Genomic DNA, 15463 nt, shown 5'->3' on the forward strand with positions numbered 1-15463 from the left:
TGCGGCGGCGTGCGGCCGACGATACTCGGCGGGCACGGCCGAGCGGGCGGCGCCATTCGACACCGCGCAGTCGCACGTCGTGTCGAACGCTCGCCCGCGCGCCGTCCGCGTCCGCTTATGCGCCGGACTTGCCCGTCGCGCCGGCATCGCCGCCGGACGTCGGGCTGGCCGGACACGGCACGACCGGCGCGGCGGCCGTCTTGCCGCCGGCCGTGGGCGTGGCCGTCGCCGCCGTGCCGCGGCGTGCGGCCATCGCGCGCACGCCGTCCGCGGCTTGCGAGGCGATCACGTCGAGCGCGCGCCGGTGGCCGGCGACGAGCGCGTCGTAGCCGTCGGCGACCGGTTCCGCGACGCTCGTGCGGCAGGTCATCACGGCCTGCGTGGCGAGCGAGCGTACGCTCCACACGGCGTCGACCGCGGCGCGCTTGCCCGGCCACGATTCGAAGCGCTGCACGTTCACGCTGATGCGGTACACGGGCACGCCGGGCGGGTAAGCGGAATTCGCGACGTCGATCGTGCCGAGCTGCGCGGCGAGATCGTCCGACAGCGCGCGGCGGATCTCGTCGGCGGGCGGCGACGCCCAGCGTTCCTGCTCGAGCACGTCGACCTGCGCGGCGTTCTTCTGCACGACCAGCTGGCTCTTCGCGACCTGCTCGGGCACGCCGACCGACGGCACCTCGATCAGGAACGCCGGATTGGCCGGCGCGGTGCGCAGCGGCGCCGCGGCGTCGGCCGGGCTGAGCGTGTAGAACCGTGCGGGCGGCGAGCTGCACGCGGCGAGCGCGAGTACGGCGAGCGCCGTCGCCGCGCCGCTCGCGAAACCGTTCACGCGTGTCGTCATTGTTTATCTCCTGGCTTGCCCTTGAGCAGCGATTCGGGGTGGCGCTCCAGATAGTCGGCGAGCGCGTTCAGCGATTGCAGTGTGCGCGTGAGTTCCTTCAGCGCGCCGCGCACGTCGGACTGCAGCGGCGAATCCTGCTGCAGCGTCGCCTCGGCGGTCGAGAAGGTCTGCTTCGCGGCCGACAGCGTGTCGCGCGCTTCCGGCGCGACCTGCGTGTCGAGCTGCTTGAACAGCTTGTCGGCGTTCGCGAGCGCGCTGTTCAGGTTCGCGCCGATCTGGTCGAACGGCACCTTGTCGAGCTTCTTCGCGATGTCGGCGACCTGCAGCTGCAACTCGTCGAGCGTATTCGGCACGGTCGGCAGCTCGAGCGGCAGGCGGCTCGTGTCGATCTTCACGGCCGGCGCCTTCGGGAAGAAGTCGAGCGCGACGTACAGCTGGCTCGTCAGCAGGTTGCCGGTGCGCAACTGGCCGCGCAGCCCGTGCTGGACGAGCCGCTCGACGATCTCGCGGCGCGCCGGTTCGCCCTTGCTCTCGATCGTCTCGCGGAAGCGGCGGCCGAGGCGTTCCGGATACACGTTGATCGTCACCGGCATCAGGAAGTTCTTCGTCTTCGGATCGAAGTCGATGCCGATGTTCGTCACTTCGCCGAGCACGATGCCGCGGAAGTCGACCGGCGCGCCGACGGCGAGCCCGCGCAGCGACTGGCTGAAGTTCATCACGACCTGCAGCGGCTGGCCGTCCGGGTCGCGCATCGCGTCGCCCTCGTCGGAGCCGAGGCGGAACGTCGTGTTGTTCGGTGCGGTCGCGCCGCTGCCCTGGTTCGGCGGCGTCTGGAACGCGATGCCGCCGAGGATCACCGTCGCGAGCGACTGCGTGTTCAGCTTCAGGCCGCTCGAATCGAGCCGCAGGTCGACGCCGCTCGCCTGCCACCAGCGCGAGTTCAGGCCGACGTACTGGTCGTACGGCGCATTGACGAACACGTTGAACGTGACGCCCGTGCCGTCCTTGTCGAGCGAGAAGCCGACCACCTGGCCGACCTGGACGCGGCGGTAGTAGACCGGCGAGCCGATGTCGACCGAGCCGAGCGAATCGCCGCGCAGCACGTATTGCGTGCCTTTCTGGTCGCCGGTGACGGCGGGTGGCGTCTCCAGGCCGGTGAAGTCGGTCAGCGTGTCCTGGCCGTGACCGGCGTCGACGCCGATGTACGCGCCGGACAGCAGCGTGCCGAGCCCCGACACGCCGGTCGCGCCGACGCGCGGCCGCACGATCCAGAAGCGCGAACCCTGGACCGCGAAGTCCTCGGCTTCCTTCTTGAGCTGCACCTGGACCAGCACGCGCGACAGGTCCTTCGACAGCTTGATCGTCTTGACCATGCCGATCTCGACGTCCTTGTACTTGACCTGGGTCTTGCCCGGCTCGAGCCCTTCGGCGCTGTGGAAGCTGATCGTGATTTCCGGGCCGCGCTCGCGCACGGACTTGATCACGAGGCCGATGCCGATCAGCGCGGCGATCAGCGGCACGAGCCAGACGAGCGACGGCAGCCAGCCGCTTTTCGTCGAGATCGCCGGATCGGGCGGCCGGGGCGCGTCGTGCTGCGGGCCTTGTGGACTATTCATGGTGATTCCCTGAGGTTTCGACTGGATCCCAGATCAGGCGGGGATCGAACTGCATCGACGCGAGCATCGTCAGGATCACGACCGAGCCGAACGCGAGCGCGCCGGGGCCGGCCGTGATGACGGCGAGCGAACGGAAATGGACGAGCGCGACGGTCAGCGTCACGACGAAGATGTCGAGCATCGACCAGCGGCCGATGCGCTCGACGATCCGGTAGAGGCGCGTGCGCTGCAGCGGTCGCCACGCGGCGCGACGCTGCGCGCTGGTGACGAGGATCGTCAGCACGCCGAGCTTGAGCATCGGCACGAGAATGCTGGCGACGAACACGACCACGGCGAGCGGCCAGTCGCCGGACGTCCAGAAATAGATGACGCCGCTCATGATCGTGTCCTGCTGCGACCCGACGATCGACGACGTGCGCATGATCGGCAGCAGGTTCGCCGGAATGTAGAGGATCGCGGCCGCGAGCAGCAGCGCCCACGTGCGCATGATGCTGTTCGGCGTGCGCACGTGCAGCGCGCTGCCGCAGCGCGCGCAATGCGCGTGCGGCCGGTCGATCGTCTGCACGAGCCCGCACGCGTGGCAGCTGGCGTAACCCTCGCGGGCGGCGGTCGGCATGGGCCTCGTCATCGGCGGGGTGCGTCCGGCAGCGGCGCGGCGGCGTCGGGCCGCTCCGGCGCGCGGCCGGCGCGCAGGTCGTCGGCGATGTCCCACAGCGTGCGCGGGTCGAACATCAGCACGACGGCGGTCATCAGCGTGAGCGCGCCGAACGCGAACAGCGCCGCGTCGGGCACGACGCGCGCGAGGCTCACCATCTTCACGATCGTGACCAGGATGCCGAGCATGAACACCTCGATCATTCCCCACGGCCGCACGAGCTGGATCGTGCGCAGCACGAGGTTCAGCCCGGGCGGCACGATGCCGCGCCGGATCGGCAGCAGCACGTACAGCAGCGCGGCCATCTCGACGAGCGGGAACAGCACGGTCGAGCAGAACACCATCACGCCGACGATCGCCATGTCCTGACGCCACAGCGCGTCGATCGCGCCGATCAGCGTCGTCTGCACGCGCGTGCCGTTCAGGTCCATTTCCAGGATCGGGAACGTCTGCGCGATGATGAACGTGACGAGCGCGGCGACCGCGAGCGCGGTGATGCGCTCGATCTGCGTGGTGCTGTTGCGATAAAGCAGCGCGTCGCAGCGCGGACAGCGCGCGATCTCGCGGCCGCTCAGGCGCGGTTTATGCAACAGTGCGTCGCATTCGTGGCAGGCAATCAGGTCGTATCGTTGCATGGAAAAGGCGGTGTCGCGACGGCTGGGGGAACGCGTCGACGGGGCCGGAACCCGCGCCAATCTTACCAAAAGGGCTTTTTCGATGCGTCAAGGATCGTGAGTTTCGTGACCGGTCGGTAACATGGCGGGAAGCCGTCAGCCGGCTGGCGCGCCTGTTCTCGGAGTCCGCGCACGTCAAAAGGTTGCGGTAGCATGGCGCCCTTGACATGCGTCGGACGAATTTACCGGCGCAGCCGTTCGCTGAACTGAGGAATCCAAGATGGCATCGAAATCGCCGCCGGCCGCGCCGGCACGGTACGCACACACCGCGATCGCCTTGCACTGGCTGATCGCGCTGCTGATCGTCTGCGGCTTCGCGCTCGGCTGGGTGATGACGGACATCCCCGGCTTCACGCCGACCAAGCTGAAGTACTTCTCGTGGCACAAGTGGATCGGCGTGACGGTGTTCGCGCTGGCCGTCGTGCGCGTGCTGTGGCGGGCGACCCACGTGCCGCCGCCGCTGCCGGGCGACACGCCGGCGTGGCAGCGCGCGGCATCGCACGGCGTGCACATGCTGCTGTACGTGCTGATGATCGTGATCCCGGTGACGGGCTACCTGTACAGCTCGGCGTCGAACATCCCGGTCGTCTATCTCGGCATCGTGCCGCTGCCGCGCCTGATCGATCCCGATCCGGCGCTCAAGGAAACCTTCAAGACGCTGCACGTGTCTTTGAATTACATTCTGCTTGCGCTCGTCGCGATGCACGTGCTCGCGGCGCTCAAGCACCAGCTGTTGGACCGCGACGGCCTGCTGTCGCGCATGCTTCCCTTTGCCAAATGAAGGATCCCATGAAAGTGTCTTTCTCCCGCTCCATGCTGACCGCGTTCGCCGCGGCGGCGCTTGTCGCGTCGGGCGCGGCGCATGCCGACGTCGATCTCGCGAAGAGCAAGGTGTCCGCCGTGTCGAAGCAGATGAACGTGCCGACCGAAGGCGCGTTCAAGAAGTTCTCCGCGCAGGTGAAGTTCGACCCGGCGAAAGCCGCGCAGGGCAGCGCGCAAATGACGATCGACGTCGCGAGCTTCGACCTCGGCGACAAGATGTACAACGACCAGGTCGCCGGCAAGGACTGGTTCGACGCGAAGACCTATCCGCAGGCGACCTTCGTGTCGTCGGCGATCGCGCCGGCCGGCGGCAACAAGTACAACGTGACCGGCAAGCTGACGATCAAGGGCAAGGCCGAGACCGTCACGGTGCCCGTCACGGTCGCGCAAAACGGCGCGACGCAGACGTTCGACGGCGTGCTGCCGATCAAGCGTTCGGCCTTCAACGTCGGCACCGGCGAGTGGAAGGACACGTCGATCGTCGCGGACGAAGTGCAGATCAAGTTCCATCTCGTCGCCACGAAGTAGGCGGCGGGTTGTTGCCTCAACTGAATGCCGCGCGAGGGCGCGGCGCCGTTTCCAGGAGAAAAGGTTTGAAAAAGCATCTGATCATCGCTGCCGGCGCGCTGGCCGCTTCGCTGTCGTTCTCGGCCTTTGCCGAAAGCGCCACCTACCAGTTCGACCCGAGCCACACGTACCCGAGCTTCGAGGCCGACCACTTCGGCGGCCTGTCGGTCTGGCGCGGCAAGTTCGACAAGTCGAGCGGCACCGTGACGCTCGACCGTGCGGCGAAGACCGGCACGGTCGACGTGACGACCGACATCGCGTCGATCCACACGGGCAGCGCGAAGCTCGACGAGCACCTGCAGACGGCCGAGTTCTTCGATGCGGCGAAGTTCCCGCAGGCGAACTACAAGGGCACGATCAAGTTCGACGGCGACAAGCCGGTGTCGGTGGTCGGCAACCTGACGCTGCATGGCGTCACGAAGCCGCTCACGCTGAAGATCGATTCGTTCAAGTGCATGCCGCACCCGATGCTCAAGCGTGAAGTGTGCGGCGTCGACGCGGTCGGCGAATTCAGCCGCGACGATTTCGGCCTCGACTACGGCAAGCAGTACGGCTTCAAGATGAAGACGAAGCTGCTGATCACGGCCGAAGCGGTCAAGCAGCAGTAAGGCTTCCCGGCACGGCCGGCCATCGTGCCGGCCGCCGCGGATCAACCGCCGCGTTCCCGTTACCGGGGCGCGGCGGTTTTTTTGCGCGCCTATAATCGCCCGAGCGCCGCATGTGGCCATGCGGCGCCGGGCAGGCCGACGGCGCGACGGCGGCCGCCTCGAACAGAACGTACAACGACAAGGAGATCGCCGATGCATGCCGTCACGCAGTCCAGCTCCATTGCCTCGTCGCCGCGCGTGTGGCGCGCGGTGGTCGCCGCGTCGATCGGCAACGCGCTCGAGTGGTTCGATCTCGTCGTCTACGGCTTTTTCGCGGTGACGATCTCGAAGCTGTTCTTCCCGGCCGGCAACGACACCGTGTCGCTGCTGCTCACGCTCGGCACGTTCGGCGTGTCGTTCTTCATGCGGCCGCTCGGCGCGATCGTGCTTGGCGCGTATGCGGACCGCGCCGGTCGCAAGGCCGCGCTGACGCTGTCGATCCTGCTGATGATGGCCGGCACGCTGATCATCGCGGTGCTGCCGACCTACGAGACGATCGGTGTCGCCGCGCCGGTGATCCTCGTCGCCGCGCGGCTGATGCAGGGCTTCTCGGCCGGCGGCGAGTTCGGCAGCGCGACCGCGTTCCTCGCCGAGCACGTGCCCGGCCGGCGCGGCTTCTTCGCGAGCTGGCAGGTCGCGAGCCAGGGGCTCACGACGCTGCTCGCCGCGGGCTTCGGCACCGTGTTGAACGCGCAGCTGTCGGCCGCGCAGATGGCGTCGTGGGGCTGGCGCGTGCCGTTCTTCTTCGGGCTGCTGCTCGGGCCGGTCGCGTACTACATCCGCACCAAGGTCGACGAGACGCCCGAATTCCTCGCGGCCGAAGGCACCGCCAACCCGCTGCGCGATACGTTCGCGTCGCACAAGGCGCGCCTCGTCGCGGCCATGGGCGTGGTCGTGCTCGGCACCGTCGCCACCTACCTCGTGCTGTTCATGCCGACCTACGGCGTGAAGCAGCTCGGCCTCGCGCCGTCCGCCGCATTCGCCGCGATCCTCGTGGTCGGCGTGATCCAGATGGCGTTCGCGCCGCTCGTCGGCCACTGGTCGGATCGCTACGGCCGCGTGCGCGTGATGATCGCGCCGGCCGTCGGCATCCTCGTGCTGATCTATCCGGCGTTCGCGTATCTCGTCGCGCATCCGGGCTTCGGCACGCTGATCGCGCTGCAGGTGCTGCTCGCGTTCCTGATGACCGGCTACTTCGCGGCGCTGCCGGGGCTGTTGTCCGAGGTGTTTCCGGTGCAGACGCGCACGACCGGGATGTCGCTCGCGTACAACGTCGCGGTGACGATCTTCGGCGGCTTCGGGCCGTTCATCATCGCGTGGCTGATCCGCGAGACCGGGATGAAGACCGCGCCGAGCTTCTACCTGATGTTCGCGGCCGTGTTGAGCCTCGCGGCGCTGGTCGTGCTGCGGCGGCGGTTCGGATTCCGCTGAAACGGGGCGGGCGGCGGCTCAGTTGCCGCCGCGCTCGCAGACCGGCTGCGCCGGCATCAGTTGCGCGGGCGCGGCGATGGTCTGCACCGGGCGGCCGGCGAGGGCATCGAGCGCCTGCCGGAGCTGCCAGTCGGCCGCCGTGCCGAATGCGCGCTGCGGCAGCGCCGCGCTCCGCGCCGTATCGACCTTCGCGCGCACGCGCTCGTCGCGCAGCTTCTGGCGGGCCTTGTGCACCTGCGCGAACGGGTCGGGCGCCTGCCGGTCCGCATACGGGGCGCGGGCGAGATCGACTTCCCGATACCACAGCAGCACGCCGTCGACGTCCGCATCGCGGCGCGGCGGCACGAGCCAGTCCGGCACGACGCCGTAGCCGTCCATCGGGCAGCCGTTCGGCCGCAGATTGCGCGCGAACGTGAAATTCAGGCGCGTGCCGTCGATCAGGTCGACGCCCGTCTGCGCGAGCCCTTTCCCGTAGGTCGGCATGCCGAGCAATTTGGCGCGGCCGAGATCCTTCAGCGCCGCCGCGGTCGCTTCTGCAGCCGACGCGCTTTGCCCGTCGACGAGCACGACGAGCGGCACGGTGCGCCACCAGTCGTCGGCCTGCAGCGGCGCGAGCGGATCCTGGCCGTGCATGACGGGCAGTTCGTAGTCGGGCCAGTTGGTCGTGTAGCGGCGGCGATGCGTGTCGCCGCGCTCGACCGTCACCATCGCGGTGCGGTCGCGTCCCGCGAACAGCGCGGTGATGCCGATCGCCGCATTGAGCGCGCCGCCGCCATTGATGCGCAGGTCGAGGATCATCTGCTTGACCGGCGGCCCCGCGCGACGCGCGGCCTGCACCGCATCGATATAGTCGCCGACCGCCGGCTCCGGAAAGCTCGACAGCCGCGTGTACAGGATGTCGCCGTCGAGCCGCTTCACGGTTGCCGGACGCGGCTTGACGATCGCCCGCACCGGCGCGAAGGTCAGCACCGCATGCTTCGGGCCGCGCTGCACCGTGAGCTTCAGCGGCACGCCCGCGTCGCCCTTCGCGAGTTTCATCAGTTCGCCGCCGTCGATGCCGACGACGCTCCGGTCGTTCATCGCGACGACGAGATCGTCGGGCCGCACGCCGGCCTTTTCCGCCGGCGCATCGGGAACCACGTCGATGATGTGCAGCCCGTCGGGCCGCGTTTCGAACACGATCCCGATGCCCGGCGTGCCGTCGCGGGCGCGCCGCTCGTCGTCGCGCCGTTCCTGCTCTTCCTTCGCGTTGAAGAAGCGCGCGTACGGCAGCGTCTTGATCCCGTCGTGGGTCGCGGCGTCGAGCAGCGCGCCGATGTCGACGTCGGTCAGGTGCTGTTGCTTCAGCACGTCGACGGCCGCCTTCAGTTCGCAGATCTGCGGCTCCCAGTCGGGCGGGCAGGGCGATGGCGGTGGGGCGGCGGGCACCGGAGCGGCGGCGGGTGAAACGGCTGGCAGCGCAGCGGCGGCCGGCACGGATGCCGGTTGCGCACCGACGAGCGGCGCATACGGGAACGCGGCCGCGACGGCTGCGCAGACGGCGAGGCGACGAACGACACGCATGGGAGGCATCATCGGGACCGCACGTTCGGACGGGTGAAGAGGGGAGCTTGCCCGGTCCACGCGCGCGGCCGGCAGGCGGCGGGGCAGGGCGGTGACGATTGTAGCCGACACCCGTGACGATGCCGGCCGGGCCGTTGGCATGCCGCATCGTGGCGGCCCGCGCATAAAAAAAGCCGGCCCAGAGGGCCGGCTTTGCTTCGATGCCGAAACGGCGGGGCGCTCAAACCTGCGCGCCGGCGTTCGGATCGTCCGGATCGTGCGCGGTCTTCTTTTCCTTGATCAGGTCTTCGCGCTTGATGCCGAGCCACATCGCGAGCGAGCCCGCGACGAACACCGACGAGTAGATGCCGAACATGATGCCGACCGTCAGCGCGAGCGCGAAGTAGTGCAGCGTCGGGCCGCCGAAGAAGAACATCGACAGCACCATCATTTCCGTCGACGTGTGCGTGATGATCGTGCGCGACATCGTGGTCGTGATCGCGTGGTTGATCACTTCCTGCACGCTCATCTTGCGTTCGCGGCGGAACGTTTCGCGGATCCGGTCGAAGATGACGACCGACTCGTTGACCGAGTAGCCGAGCACCGCGAGGATCGCCGCGAGCACCGCCAGCGAGAACTCCCACTGGAAGAACGCGAAGAAGCCGAGAATGATCACGACGTCGTGCAGGTTGGCGATGATGCCCGCCACCGCGTACTTCCATTCGAAGCGGAACGACAGGTAGATCACGATGCCGATCACGACGCACGCGAGCGCGAGCAGACCGTCGGTCGCGAGCTCGCGGCCGACCTGCGGGCCGACGAACTCGACGCGCTGCAGCGTGACGTCCGGGCTCTGCGCCTTCAGCGCGCCCATCACCTGGTCGCTCTGCTGCGCGGACGTGAGGCCTTCCTTCAGCTGCAGGCGGATCAGCACGTTGCGCGACGTGCCGAAGTTCTGCACCTGCGCGTCGGCATAGCCGAGCTTGCCGAGCGTCGCGCGCACGGGTTCGAGCTCCGCGGCCTGCTGGTACTGCACCTCGATCACCGTGCCGCCGGTGAATTCGACGGACAGGTGCAGCCCGCGGTGGAACAGGAAGAACACGGCGGCGAGGAACGTGACCAGCGAGATCACGTTGAACACCAGCGCGTGCCGCATGAACGGAATGTCTTTACGGATGCGGAAAAATTCCATGGCTTCGTCTCCGGGGCCTTATTGGGTCGAGCCCGGTTTCTTCGGCGACACGCCTTGCTGCGCGCGGTTGCGCAGCTGCGGCTTGCCGGCGCGCGGCGCGTTGCCCTTCGCCGGGGCGGCGAGCTTCGCGGCGCGCGCGGTGTCGGTCGATTCGTCCGCGTCGGTGAACGACGCGGCGGCAGCGGCGCCTTCCGGCTTCCACACCTGGCCGATCGCGAGCGACTTCAGCTTCTTGCGGCCGCCGTACCAGAGGTTGACGATCCCGCGCGAGAAGAACACCGCGGAGAACATCGACGTCAGGATACCGAGGCAGTGCACGATCGCGAACGCGCGAACCGGGCCCGAGCCGAACGCGAGCAGCGCGAGGCCGGCGATCAGCGTCGTGACGTTCGAGTCGAGAATCGTCGCCCACGCGTGTGCGTAGCCGGCCTGGATCGCGAGCTGCGGCGGCTGGCCGGCGCGCAGTTCTTCACGCACGCGCTCGTTGATCAGCACGTTCGAGTCGATCGCCATACCGAGCGCGAGCGCGATGGCCGCGATACCCGGCAGCGTCAGCGTCGCCTGCATCAGCGACAGCACGGCGACGAGCAGCAGCAGGTTCACCGACAGGCCGATCACCGACACCACGCCGAACAGCATGTAGTACGCGATCATGAACACGGCGATCGCACAGAAGCCCCAGATCACCGAGTGCACGCCCATCTTGATGTTGTCGGCGCCGAGGCTCGGGCCGATCGTGCGTTCCTCGATGATGTCCATCGGTGCGGCGAGCGAACCGGCGCGCAGCAGCAGCGCGAGGTCGGCCGCGGCCTGCGGCGTCGGCTGGCCCGTGATCTGGAAGCGGTCGCCGAGTTCGGACTGGATCGTCGCGACCGTCAGCACTTCGCCCTTGCCCTTCTCGAACAGCACCATCGCCATCGGCTTGCCGATGTTGTCGCGCGACACCGTGCGCACCGCGCGGCCGCCCGCCGAATCGAGGCGGATGTTGACCGACGGACGCTGGTGTTCGTCGAAACCGGCCGATGCGTCGATGATGCGGTCGCCGGTGAAGATCACGTCCTTCTTCAGCAGCACGGGCGCCTGGATGCCCTGCGTGAACAGCTCCTCGCCCGGCGGCACGGGGTCGTTCGGGTTCGGGTGCGTGTTGATCGGGTCGGCGAGGCGCGCCTCGAGCGTCGCGGTGCGGCCGATGATGTCCTTCGCCTTCGCGGTGTCCTGCACGCCCGGCAGTTCGACGACGATGCGGTCGCTGCCTTGCTGCTGCAGGATCGGCTCGGACACGCCGAGTTCGTTCACGCGGTTGTGGAGCGTCGTCAGGTTCTGCTTGAGCGCGGCGTCCTCGACGGCCTTCTGCACGGCCGGCGTGAACGTGCCGACCACCTGCGTGCCGCCGCCGCCGGGCTGGGTCGCCCATTGCAGCTCGGTGATCGACGCGGCGAGCACCTTGCGGGCGTCTTCCGCCGTCTGCGCATCGCTGAAGTTGACGACCACGGACTGCTCGACGCGGCTCACGCCGCCGTCGCGGATGTTCTTGTCGCGCAGCAGCGAGCGCGCGTCGGAGGCGTCGGAGTCGAGCTTCTTCGTGAGCGCGCCCGTCATGTCGACCTGGAGCAGGAAGTGCACACCGCCGCGCAGGTCGAGGCCGAGATACATCGGCAGCGCGTGCAGGGCGGTCAGCCAGCGCGGCGACGCGCTCTGCAGGTTCAGTGCGACGACGTACTGCGGATCGTTCGGGTCGGCGTTCAGCGACTTCTGCAGCAGGTCCTTGACGCGCAGCTGCGTATCGGTGTCCTTCAGGCGCACGCGGATGTTCGCGTTGGTCGCCGTGTTCTCGAAGGTGACGTCGTCCGGCTTGATCTGCGCGGATGCGAGCGCCGATTCGACCTGGGTCAGCGTGGTCGAGTCGAGCTTGACCGTGGCCTTGCCGCTCGACACCTGCACCGCCGGCGCTTCGCCGAAGAAGTTGGGCAATGTGTACAGAAGGCCGATGGCGAGCGCCACGACCATCACGACATATTTCCAGAGTGGATAACGATTCATGAGGGGGCCGAACGGGTGGTTGGCGTGAAAGCGTCGCGTCCGGCGCCGCGGCGGCCCGCTCTCTCAGGCGGGCACGGCGCGGGGAGCCGGACGCTCGGTGAAAGCCTTACAGCGACTTGATCGTGCCCTTCGGCAGAATGGTCGTGACGGCAGCCTTCTGCACGGTGATTTCGGTGCCTTCGGCGATTTCGACGCCGATGTAGCCTTCGGTGACCTTCGTCACCTTGCCGACGAGGCCGCCGCTCGTGACGACTTCGTCGCCCTTCGCCATGGCCGCGAGCATGTTGCGGTGTTCCTTCTGACGCTTCATCTGCGGACGGATCATGATGAAGTACAGCACCGCGAACATCAGGATGAGCGGCAGGAAGCTCATCAGGCTCGATTCGGCGCCACCGGCACCTTGCGCGAAGGCATTGGAAATGAACGGCACGTTGGTCTCTCCGTAGGGGAAGATCGAAAAATAAGCCGGTTATTCTACCACCGGCCCCATGCGCAGACGGATCGGCAAATGCGCTTTCGGATCAAGCTGTTAAAGCGCGAACCGACACCGTTGCGACTTGTTTGGAAAGGTAATTGTAATGTTTGGCGGTCGCGACCGGTGATTTGATCAGGCCAATTAGTACACGTCCTATGTGACTGGCCGCGATGCGGGCCGCCGGCCCGTCAGTCGACCCCTCTCGCGCGATCCTCCGCGAAGCGTTGCCGGAATGCGTCGAACGTGTGCGTCTCGATTGCCTCGCGAATCTCGCTCATCAGCTGCAGGTAGTAGTGCAGGTTGTGGATCGTGTTCAGCTGCGCGCCGAGGATTTCGCCGACCCGGTGCAGGTGATGCAGGTAGCCGCGCGAGAAGTTCTGGCACGTGTAGCAGGTGCAGGTCGAATCGAGCGGCTTCAGCGAGTTCTTGTGCGTCGCGTTGCGGATCTTCACGTCGCCGAAGCGCGTGAACAGCCAGCCGTTGCGCGCGTTGCGGGTCGGCATCACGCAGTCGAACATGTCGACGCCGTTCGCGACGCCTTCGACCAGGTCCTCCGGCGTGCCGACGCCCATCAGGTAGTGCGGCTTGTTGGCCGGCAGCTTCGGGCCCACGTGGCGCAGCACGCGCATCATGTCTTCCTTCGGCTCGCCGACCGACAGCCCGCCGATCGCGAGGCCGTGGAAACCGAGTTCCGCGAGGCCCGCGAGCGATTCGTCGCGCAGGTCCTCGAACATCCCGCCCTGGACGATCCCGAACAGCGCGTTCGGGTTGCCGAGCCGGTTGAACTCGTCGAGCGAGCGCTTCGCCCAGCGCAGCGACATGCGCATCGAGTCGGCCGCTTCCTGGTGCGTCGTCGGCACGCCGTTGGTCGCGTACGGCGTGCATTCGTCGAACTGCATCACCACGTCGGAGTTCAGCACCTTCTGGATCTGCATCGACACTTCCGGCGACAGGAACAGCTTGTCGCCGTTGATCGGCGACGCGAACGTGACGCCGTCCTCGGTGATCTTGCGCAGGTCGCCGAGCGAGAACACCTGGAAGCCGCCCGAGTCGGTCAGGATCGGCTTGTTCCAGCCCATGAAGCCGTGCAGGCCGCCGTGCGCGTCGATCGTGTCGAGGCCCGGGCGCAGCCACAGGTGGAACGTGTTGCCGAGGATGATCTGGGCCTTGATCTCGTGCAGCTCGCGCGGCTGGATCGCCTTCACGGTGCCGTACGTGCCGACCGGCATGAAGATCGGCGTTTCGACCGTGCCGTGGTTGAGCTTCACGCGGCCGCGGCGCGCGTGGCCGTCGGTCGTCAGCAGTTCGAATTCGAGCCCGTTGGCCGGGCGGTCCTGCACGGGGGCGTGCGTATCGTGGGATGAACCTTCGGTCATCGTGTCGTGCTCCTCGCTACCGGAAAACAGTCCGGCGCATGTTGGAAACGCCGCCGGGAAGCCCGGCGGCGGTGAAAAAACGGGTGACGCACCAGGCGGACGAGCCGCCCGCGGAGCTCACGCGCCCGGCGCCTCCGGCGTGTCGCGCCGCGTGAGCAGCATCGCGTCGCCGTAGCTGAAGAACCGATAGCGTTCTTCGATCGCGTGCCGGTACGCGGCGCGGATCGTCTCGACGCCCGCGAACGCGGACACCAGCATCAGCAGCGTCGATTTCGGCAGGTGGAAGTTCGTCACGAGCCGGTCGACCACGCGGAAACGGTAGCCGGGCGTGATGAAGATGTCGGTTTCGGCCTGCGTCGCCGCGAGCGGGCGGCCGGCTTCGTCGGCCGAGCGCGCCGCGGCTTCGAGCGCGCGCATCGACGTCGTGCCGACCGCGATCACGTTGCCGCCGCGCGCGCGGGTCGCGGCGATCTTGTCGACGAGCGACTGCGGCAGGTCGTACCACTCGCTGTGCATCTTGTGCTCGGCGATGTTGTCGACGCGCACCGGCTGGAACGTGCCGGCGCCGACGTGCAGCGTGAGCGTCGCGCGCTCGACGCCCAGCGCGTCGAGCTGCTCCAGCAGCGGCTGGTCGAAATGGAGCCCGGCCGTCGGCGCGGCGACCGCGCCCGGGTTGCTCGCATAGACGGTCTGGTAGCGCGTCTCGTCGGTCGCATCGGGATCGTGCTCGATATACGGCGGCAGCGGCAGGCGGCCGTACTGCTCGATCAGGTCGAGGCACGGCGCGGGAAAGTGCAGCGTGAAGAACGGCTCGACGCGCTCGCCGACCGTCACGTCGAACACGTCGGCCAGGCGCAGCGTCGTGCCGGCGACCGGCGACTTGCTCGCGCGGATCTGCGCGAGCGCCGTGTGCGTGCCGGTCACGCGCTCGATCAGCACCTCGATCTTGCCGCCGCTGGCCTTCTGGCCGAAGAAACGCGCCTTCAGCACCTTGGTATCGTTGAACACGAGCAGGTCGCCGGGCGCGATGCACGACGGCAATTCGGCGAAATGGCGGTCGACGAGGCGTGCGGGCTCGACGCTGCGGTCGACCTCGAGCAGGCGGCTCGCGGTGCGGTCGGGCAGCGCGGTTTGTGCAATCAGCTCGGGCGGCAGATTGAAATCGAAATCGGAAAGCGTGAACATGCGGGCTGGTTCGAAGCGGCCGGCGGGCGTCGCCGGCAGGGCGGAAACGCGTAATCGGGGCGCGCGAGCCGCTATGATGACGGGATGCGCGGCCTGGCCGGCGTCGTTCGTTCGGACGACGTGAAAGCCGCTATTGTACTTGCCTTGCGAAGCACCCAGACGATCCGATGCCTGTGTCACCACGCCGTTCTCCCGCCGCCGTTGCCGATTCCGCCGATCCGTTCGACGCGGACGATGCCGCGTCGCCCGCGCCGTTCGCATCGGGCTCCGGTACGCGTCGCGCCGGCCCGAAGCGCGGCGCCGACGGCCGGCTCGCGCAGCCCGCGGCCGCCGCGCCCGACGCCGACGGCGCCGCCGCGAGCGACGAGGCAGGCGCGGCCGGTGCGAAGCGCAAGAAGAA

The 15463-nt window shown here is 68.0% G+C and carries 15 protein-coding genes; 5 read left to right on the forward strand and 10 right to left on the reverse strand.

The window, feature by feature from the left end; all coding sequences use genetic code 11:
- Positions 1–115: 115 nt before the first annotated feature.
- Genes MMB92_RS26200 through MMB92_RS26215 form a run of 4 tightly spaced genes read right to left on the reverse strand, consistent with a single transcriptional unit; the run spans position 116 to position 3747 of the window.
- Positions 116–841 (reverse strand): PqiC family protein, encoded by a 726-nt coding sequence (locus MMB92_RS26200; RefSeq protein WP_006497516.1) that lies wholly within the window; start codon positions 839–841, stop codon positions 116–118.
- Complete coding sequence (locus tag MMB92_RS26205) at positions 838–2457, reverse strand: MlaD family protein (RefSeq protein ID WP_006482664.1); 1620 nt, start codon at positions 2455–2457, stop codon at positions 838–840. The genes MMB92_RS26200 and MMB92_RS26205 overlap by 4 nt, the downstream gene beginning before the upstream one ends.
- Complete coding sequence (locus tag MMB92_RS26210; protein ID WP_043205735.1) at positions 2450–3085, reverse strand: paraquat-inducible protein A; 636 nt, start codon at positions 3083–3085, stop codon at positions 2450–2452. Before MMB92_RS26210 ends, MMB92_RS26205 begins: the two co-directional genes overlap by 8 nt.
- Positions 3082–3747: a paraquat-inducible protein A gene (locus MMB92_RS26215; RefSeq protein WP_012492950.1), complete on the reverse strand. Its 666-nt coding sequence runs from the start codon at positions 3745–3747 to the stop codon at positions 3082–3084. The genes MMB92_RS26210 and MMB92_RS26215 overlap by 4 nt, the downstream gene beginning before the upstream one ends.
- 259 nt (positions 3748–4006) lie before the next feature.
- Between MMB92_RS26215 and MMB92_RS26220 the strand changes: the two genes are divergently transcribed.
- From MMB92_RS26220 to MMB92_RS26235, 4 genes are all read left to right on the forward strand, one after another.
- A complete protein-coding gene (locus tag MMB92_RS26220) occupies positions 4007–4567 on the forward strand; it encodes a cytochrome b (protein ID WP_006482464.1) in 561 nt (186 codons plus the stop codon).
- Between the two features lie 8 nt (positions 4568–4575).
- On the forward strand, positions 4576–5136 hold the full coding sequence (locus MMB92_RS26225) for a YceI family protein (RefSeq protein WP_006482463.1): 561 nt from the start codon (positions 4576–4578) through the stop codon (positions 5134–5136).
- 65 nt (positions 5137–5201) lie between these two features.
- Positions 5202–5783: a YceI family protein gene (locus MMB92_RS26230; protein ID WP_006476873.1), complete on the forward strand. Its 582-nt coding sequence runs from the start codon at positions 5202–5204 to the stop codon at positions 5781–5783.
- A 192-nt stretch (positions 5784–5975) separates the two neighbouring features.
- The gene (locus MMB92_RS26235; RefSeq protein ID WP_006482466.1) at positions 5976–7253 is read left to right on the forward strand and encodes an MFS transporter; all 1278 of its coding nucleotides are present in this window, start codon (positions 5976–5978) and stop codon (positions 7251–7253) included.
- A gap of 18 nt (positions 7254–7271) precedes the next feature.
- On the opposite strand, the gene MMB92_RS26240 is transcribed toward MMB92_RS26235, so the two are convergent.
- The 6 genes from MMB92_RS26240 to queA form a co-directional block, all read right to left on the reverse strand.
- Positions 7272–8816 carry a S41 family peptidase gene (locus MMB92_RS26240; protein ID WP_230205802.1) on the reverse strand — a complete coding sequence of 515 codons (1545 nt, stop codon included), beginning with the start codon at positions 8814–8816 and terminating at the stop codon, positions 7272–7274.
- A gap of 220 nt (positions 8817–9036) precedes the next feature.
- A complete protein-coding gene (gene secF, locus MMB92_RS26245; RefSeq protein WP_006482457.1) occupies positions 9037–9987 on the reverse strand; it encodes a protein translocase subunit SecF in 951 nt (316 codons plus the stop codon).
- Positions 9988–10005: 18 nt separating this feature from the next.
- Positions 10006–12027: a protein translocase subunit SecD gene (gene secD / locus MMB92_RS26250; RefSeq protein WP_006482461.1), complete on the reverse strand. Its 2022-nt coding sequence runs from the start codon at positions 12025–12027 to the stop codon at positions 10006–10008.
- A gap of 106 nt (positions 12028–12133) precedes the next feature.
- Complete coding sequence (gene yajC / locus MMB92_RS26255) at positions 12134–12457, reverse strand: preprotein translocase subunit YajC (protein WP_006476868.1); 324 nt, start codon at positions 12455–12457, stop codon at positions 12134–12136.
- A 233-nt stretch (positions 12458–12690) separates the two neighbouring features.
- Positions 12691–13878 (reverse strand): tRNA guanosine(34) transglycosylase Tgt, encoded by a 1188-nt coding sequence (gene tgt / locus MMB92_RS26260; RefSeq protein WP_006497510.1) that lies wholly within the window; start codon positions 13876–13878, stop codon positions 12691–12693.
- Between the two features lie 117 nt (positions 13879–13995).
- Positions 13996–15063 (reverse strand): tRNA preQ1(34) S-adenosylmethionine ribosyltransferase-isomerase QueA, encoded by a 1068-nt coding sequence (gene queA, locus MMB92_RS26265; protein ID WP_060263312.1) that lies wholly within the window; start codon positions 15061–15063, stop codon positions 13996–13998.
- Positions 15064–15230: 167 nt separating this feature from the next.
- On the opposite strand from queA, the gene MMB92_RS26270 reads away from it, so the two are divergent.
- Positions 15231–15463, forward strand: a 233-nt coding sequence (locus MMB92_RS26270; protein ID WP_277563037.1) for a hypothetical protein, incomplete at its 3' end; no start/stop codon positions are given.

The sequence above is a fragment of the Burkholderia sp. IO2 genome, from assembly GCF_029522185.1.
Classification (GTDB): Bacteria; Pseudomonadota; Gammaproteobacteria; order Burkholderiales; family Burkholderiaceae; genus Burkholderia; species Burkholderia cenocepacia.

What these genes read in the sequence shown, in the direction of transcription:
- MMB92_RS26200 (WP_006497516.1), bottom strand. Translation starts at nt 841, where the DNA reads ATGACGACACGCGTGAACGGTTTCGCGAGCGGCGCGGCGACGGCGCTC.
- MMB92_RS26205 (WP_006482664.1), bottom strand. Translation starts at nt 2,457, where the DNA reads ATGAATAGTCCACAAGGCCCGCAGCACGACGCGCCCCGGCCGCCCGAT.
- MMB92_RS26210 (WP_043205735.1), bottom strand. Translation starts at nt 3,085, where the DNA reads ATGACGAGGCCCATGCCGACCGCCGCCCGCGAGGGTTACGCCAGCTGC.
- MMB92_RS26215 (WP_012492950.1), bottom strand. Translation starts at nt 3,747, where the DNA reads ATGCAACGATACGACCTGATTGCCTGCCACGAATGCGACGCACTGTTG.
- MMB92_RS26220 (WP_006482464.1), top strand. Translation starts at nt 4,007, where the DNA reads ATGGCATCGAAATCGCCGCCGGCCGCGCCGGCACGGTACGCACACACC.
- MMB92_RS26225 (WP_006482463.1), top strand. Translation starts at nt 4,576, where the DNA reads ATGAAAGTGTCTTTCTCCCGCTCCATGCTGACCGCGTTCGCCGCGGCG.
- MMB92_RS26235 (WP_006482466.1), top strand. Translation starts at nt 5,976, where the DNA reads ATGCATGCCGTCACGCAGTCCAGCTCCATTGCCTCGTCGCCGCGCGTG.
- MMB92_RS26240 (WP_230205802.1), bottom strand. Translation starts at nt 8,816, where the DNA reads ATGCGTGTCGTTCGTCGCCTCGCCGTCTGCGCAGCCGTCGCGGCCGCG.
- secF (WP_006482457.1), bottom strand. Translation starts at nt 9,987, where the DNA reads ATGGAATTTTTCCGCATCCGTAAAGACATTCCGTTCATGCGGCACGCG.
- secD (WP_006482461.1), bottom strand. Translation starts at nt 12,027, where the DNA reads ATGAATCGTTATCCACTCTGGAAATATGTCGTGATGGTCGTGGCGCTC.
- tgt (WP_006497510.1), bottom strand. Translation starts at nt 13,878, where the DNA reads ATGACCGAAGGTTCATCCCACGATACGCACGCCCCCGTGCAGGACCGC.
- queA (WP_060263312.1), bottom strand. Translation starts at nt 15,063, where the DNA reads ATGTTCACGCTTTCCGATTTCGATTTCAATCTGCCGCCCGAGCTGATT.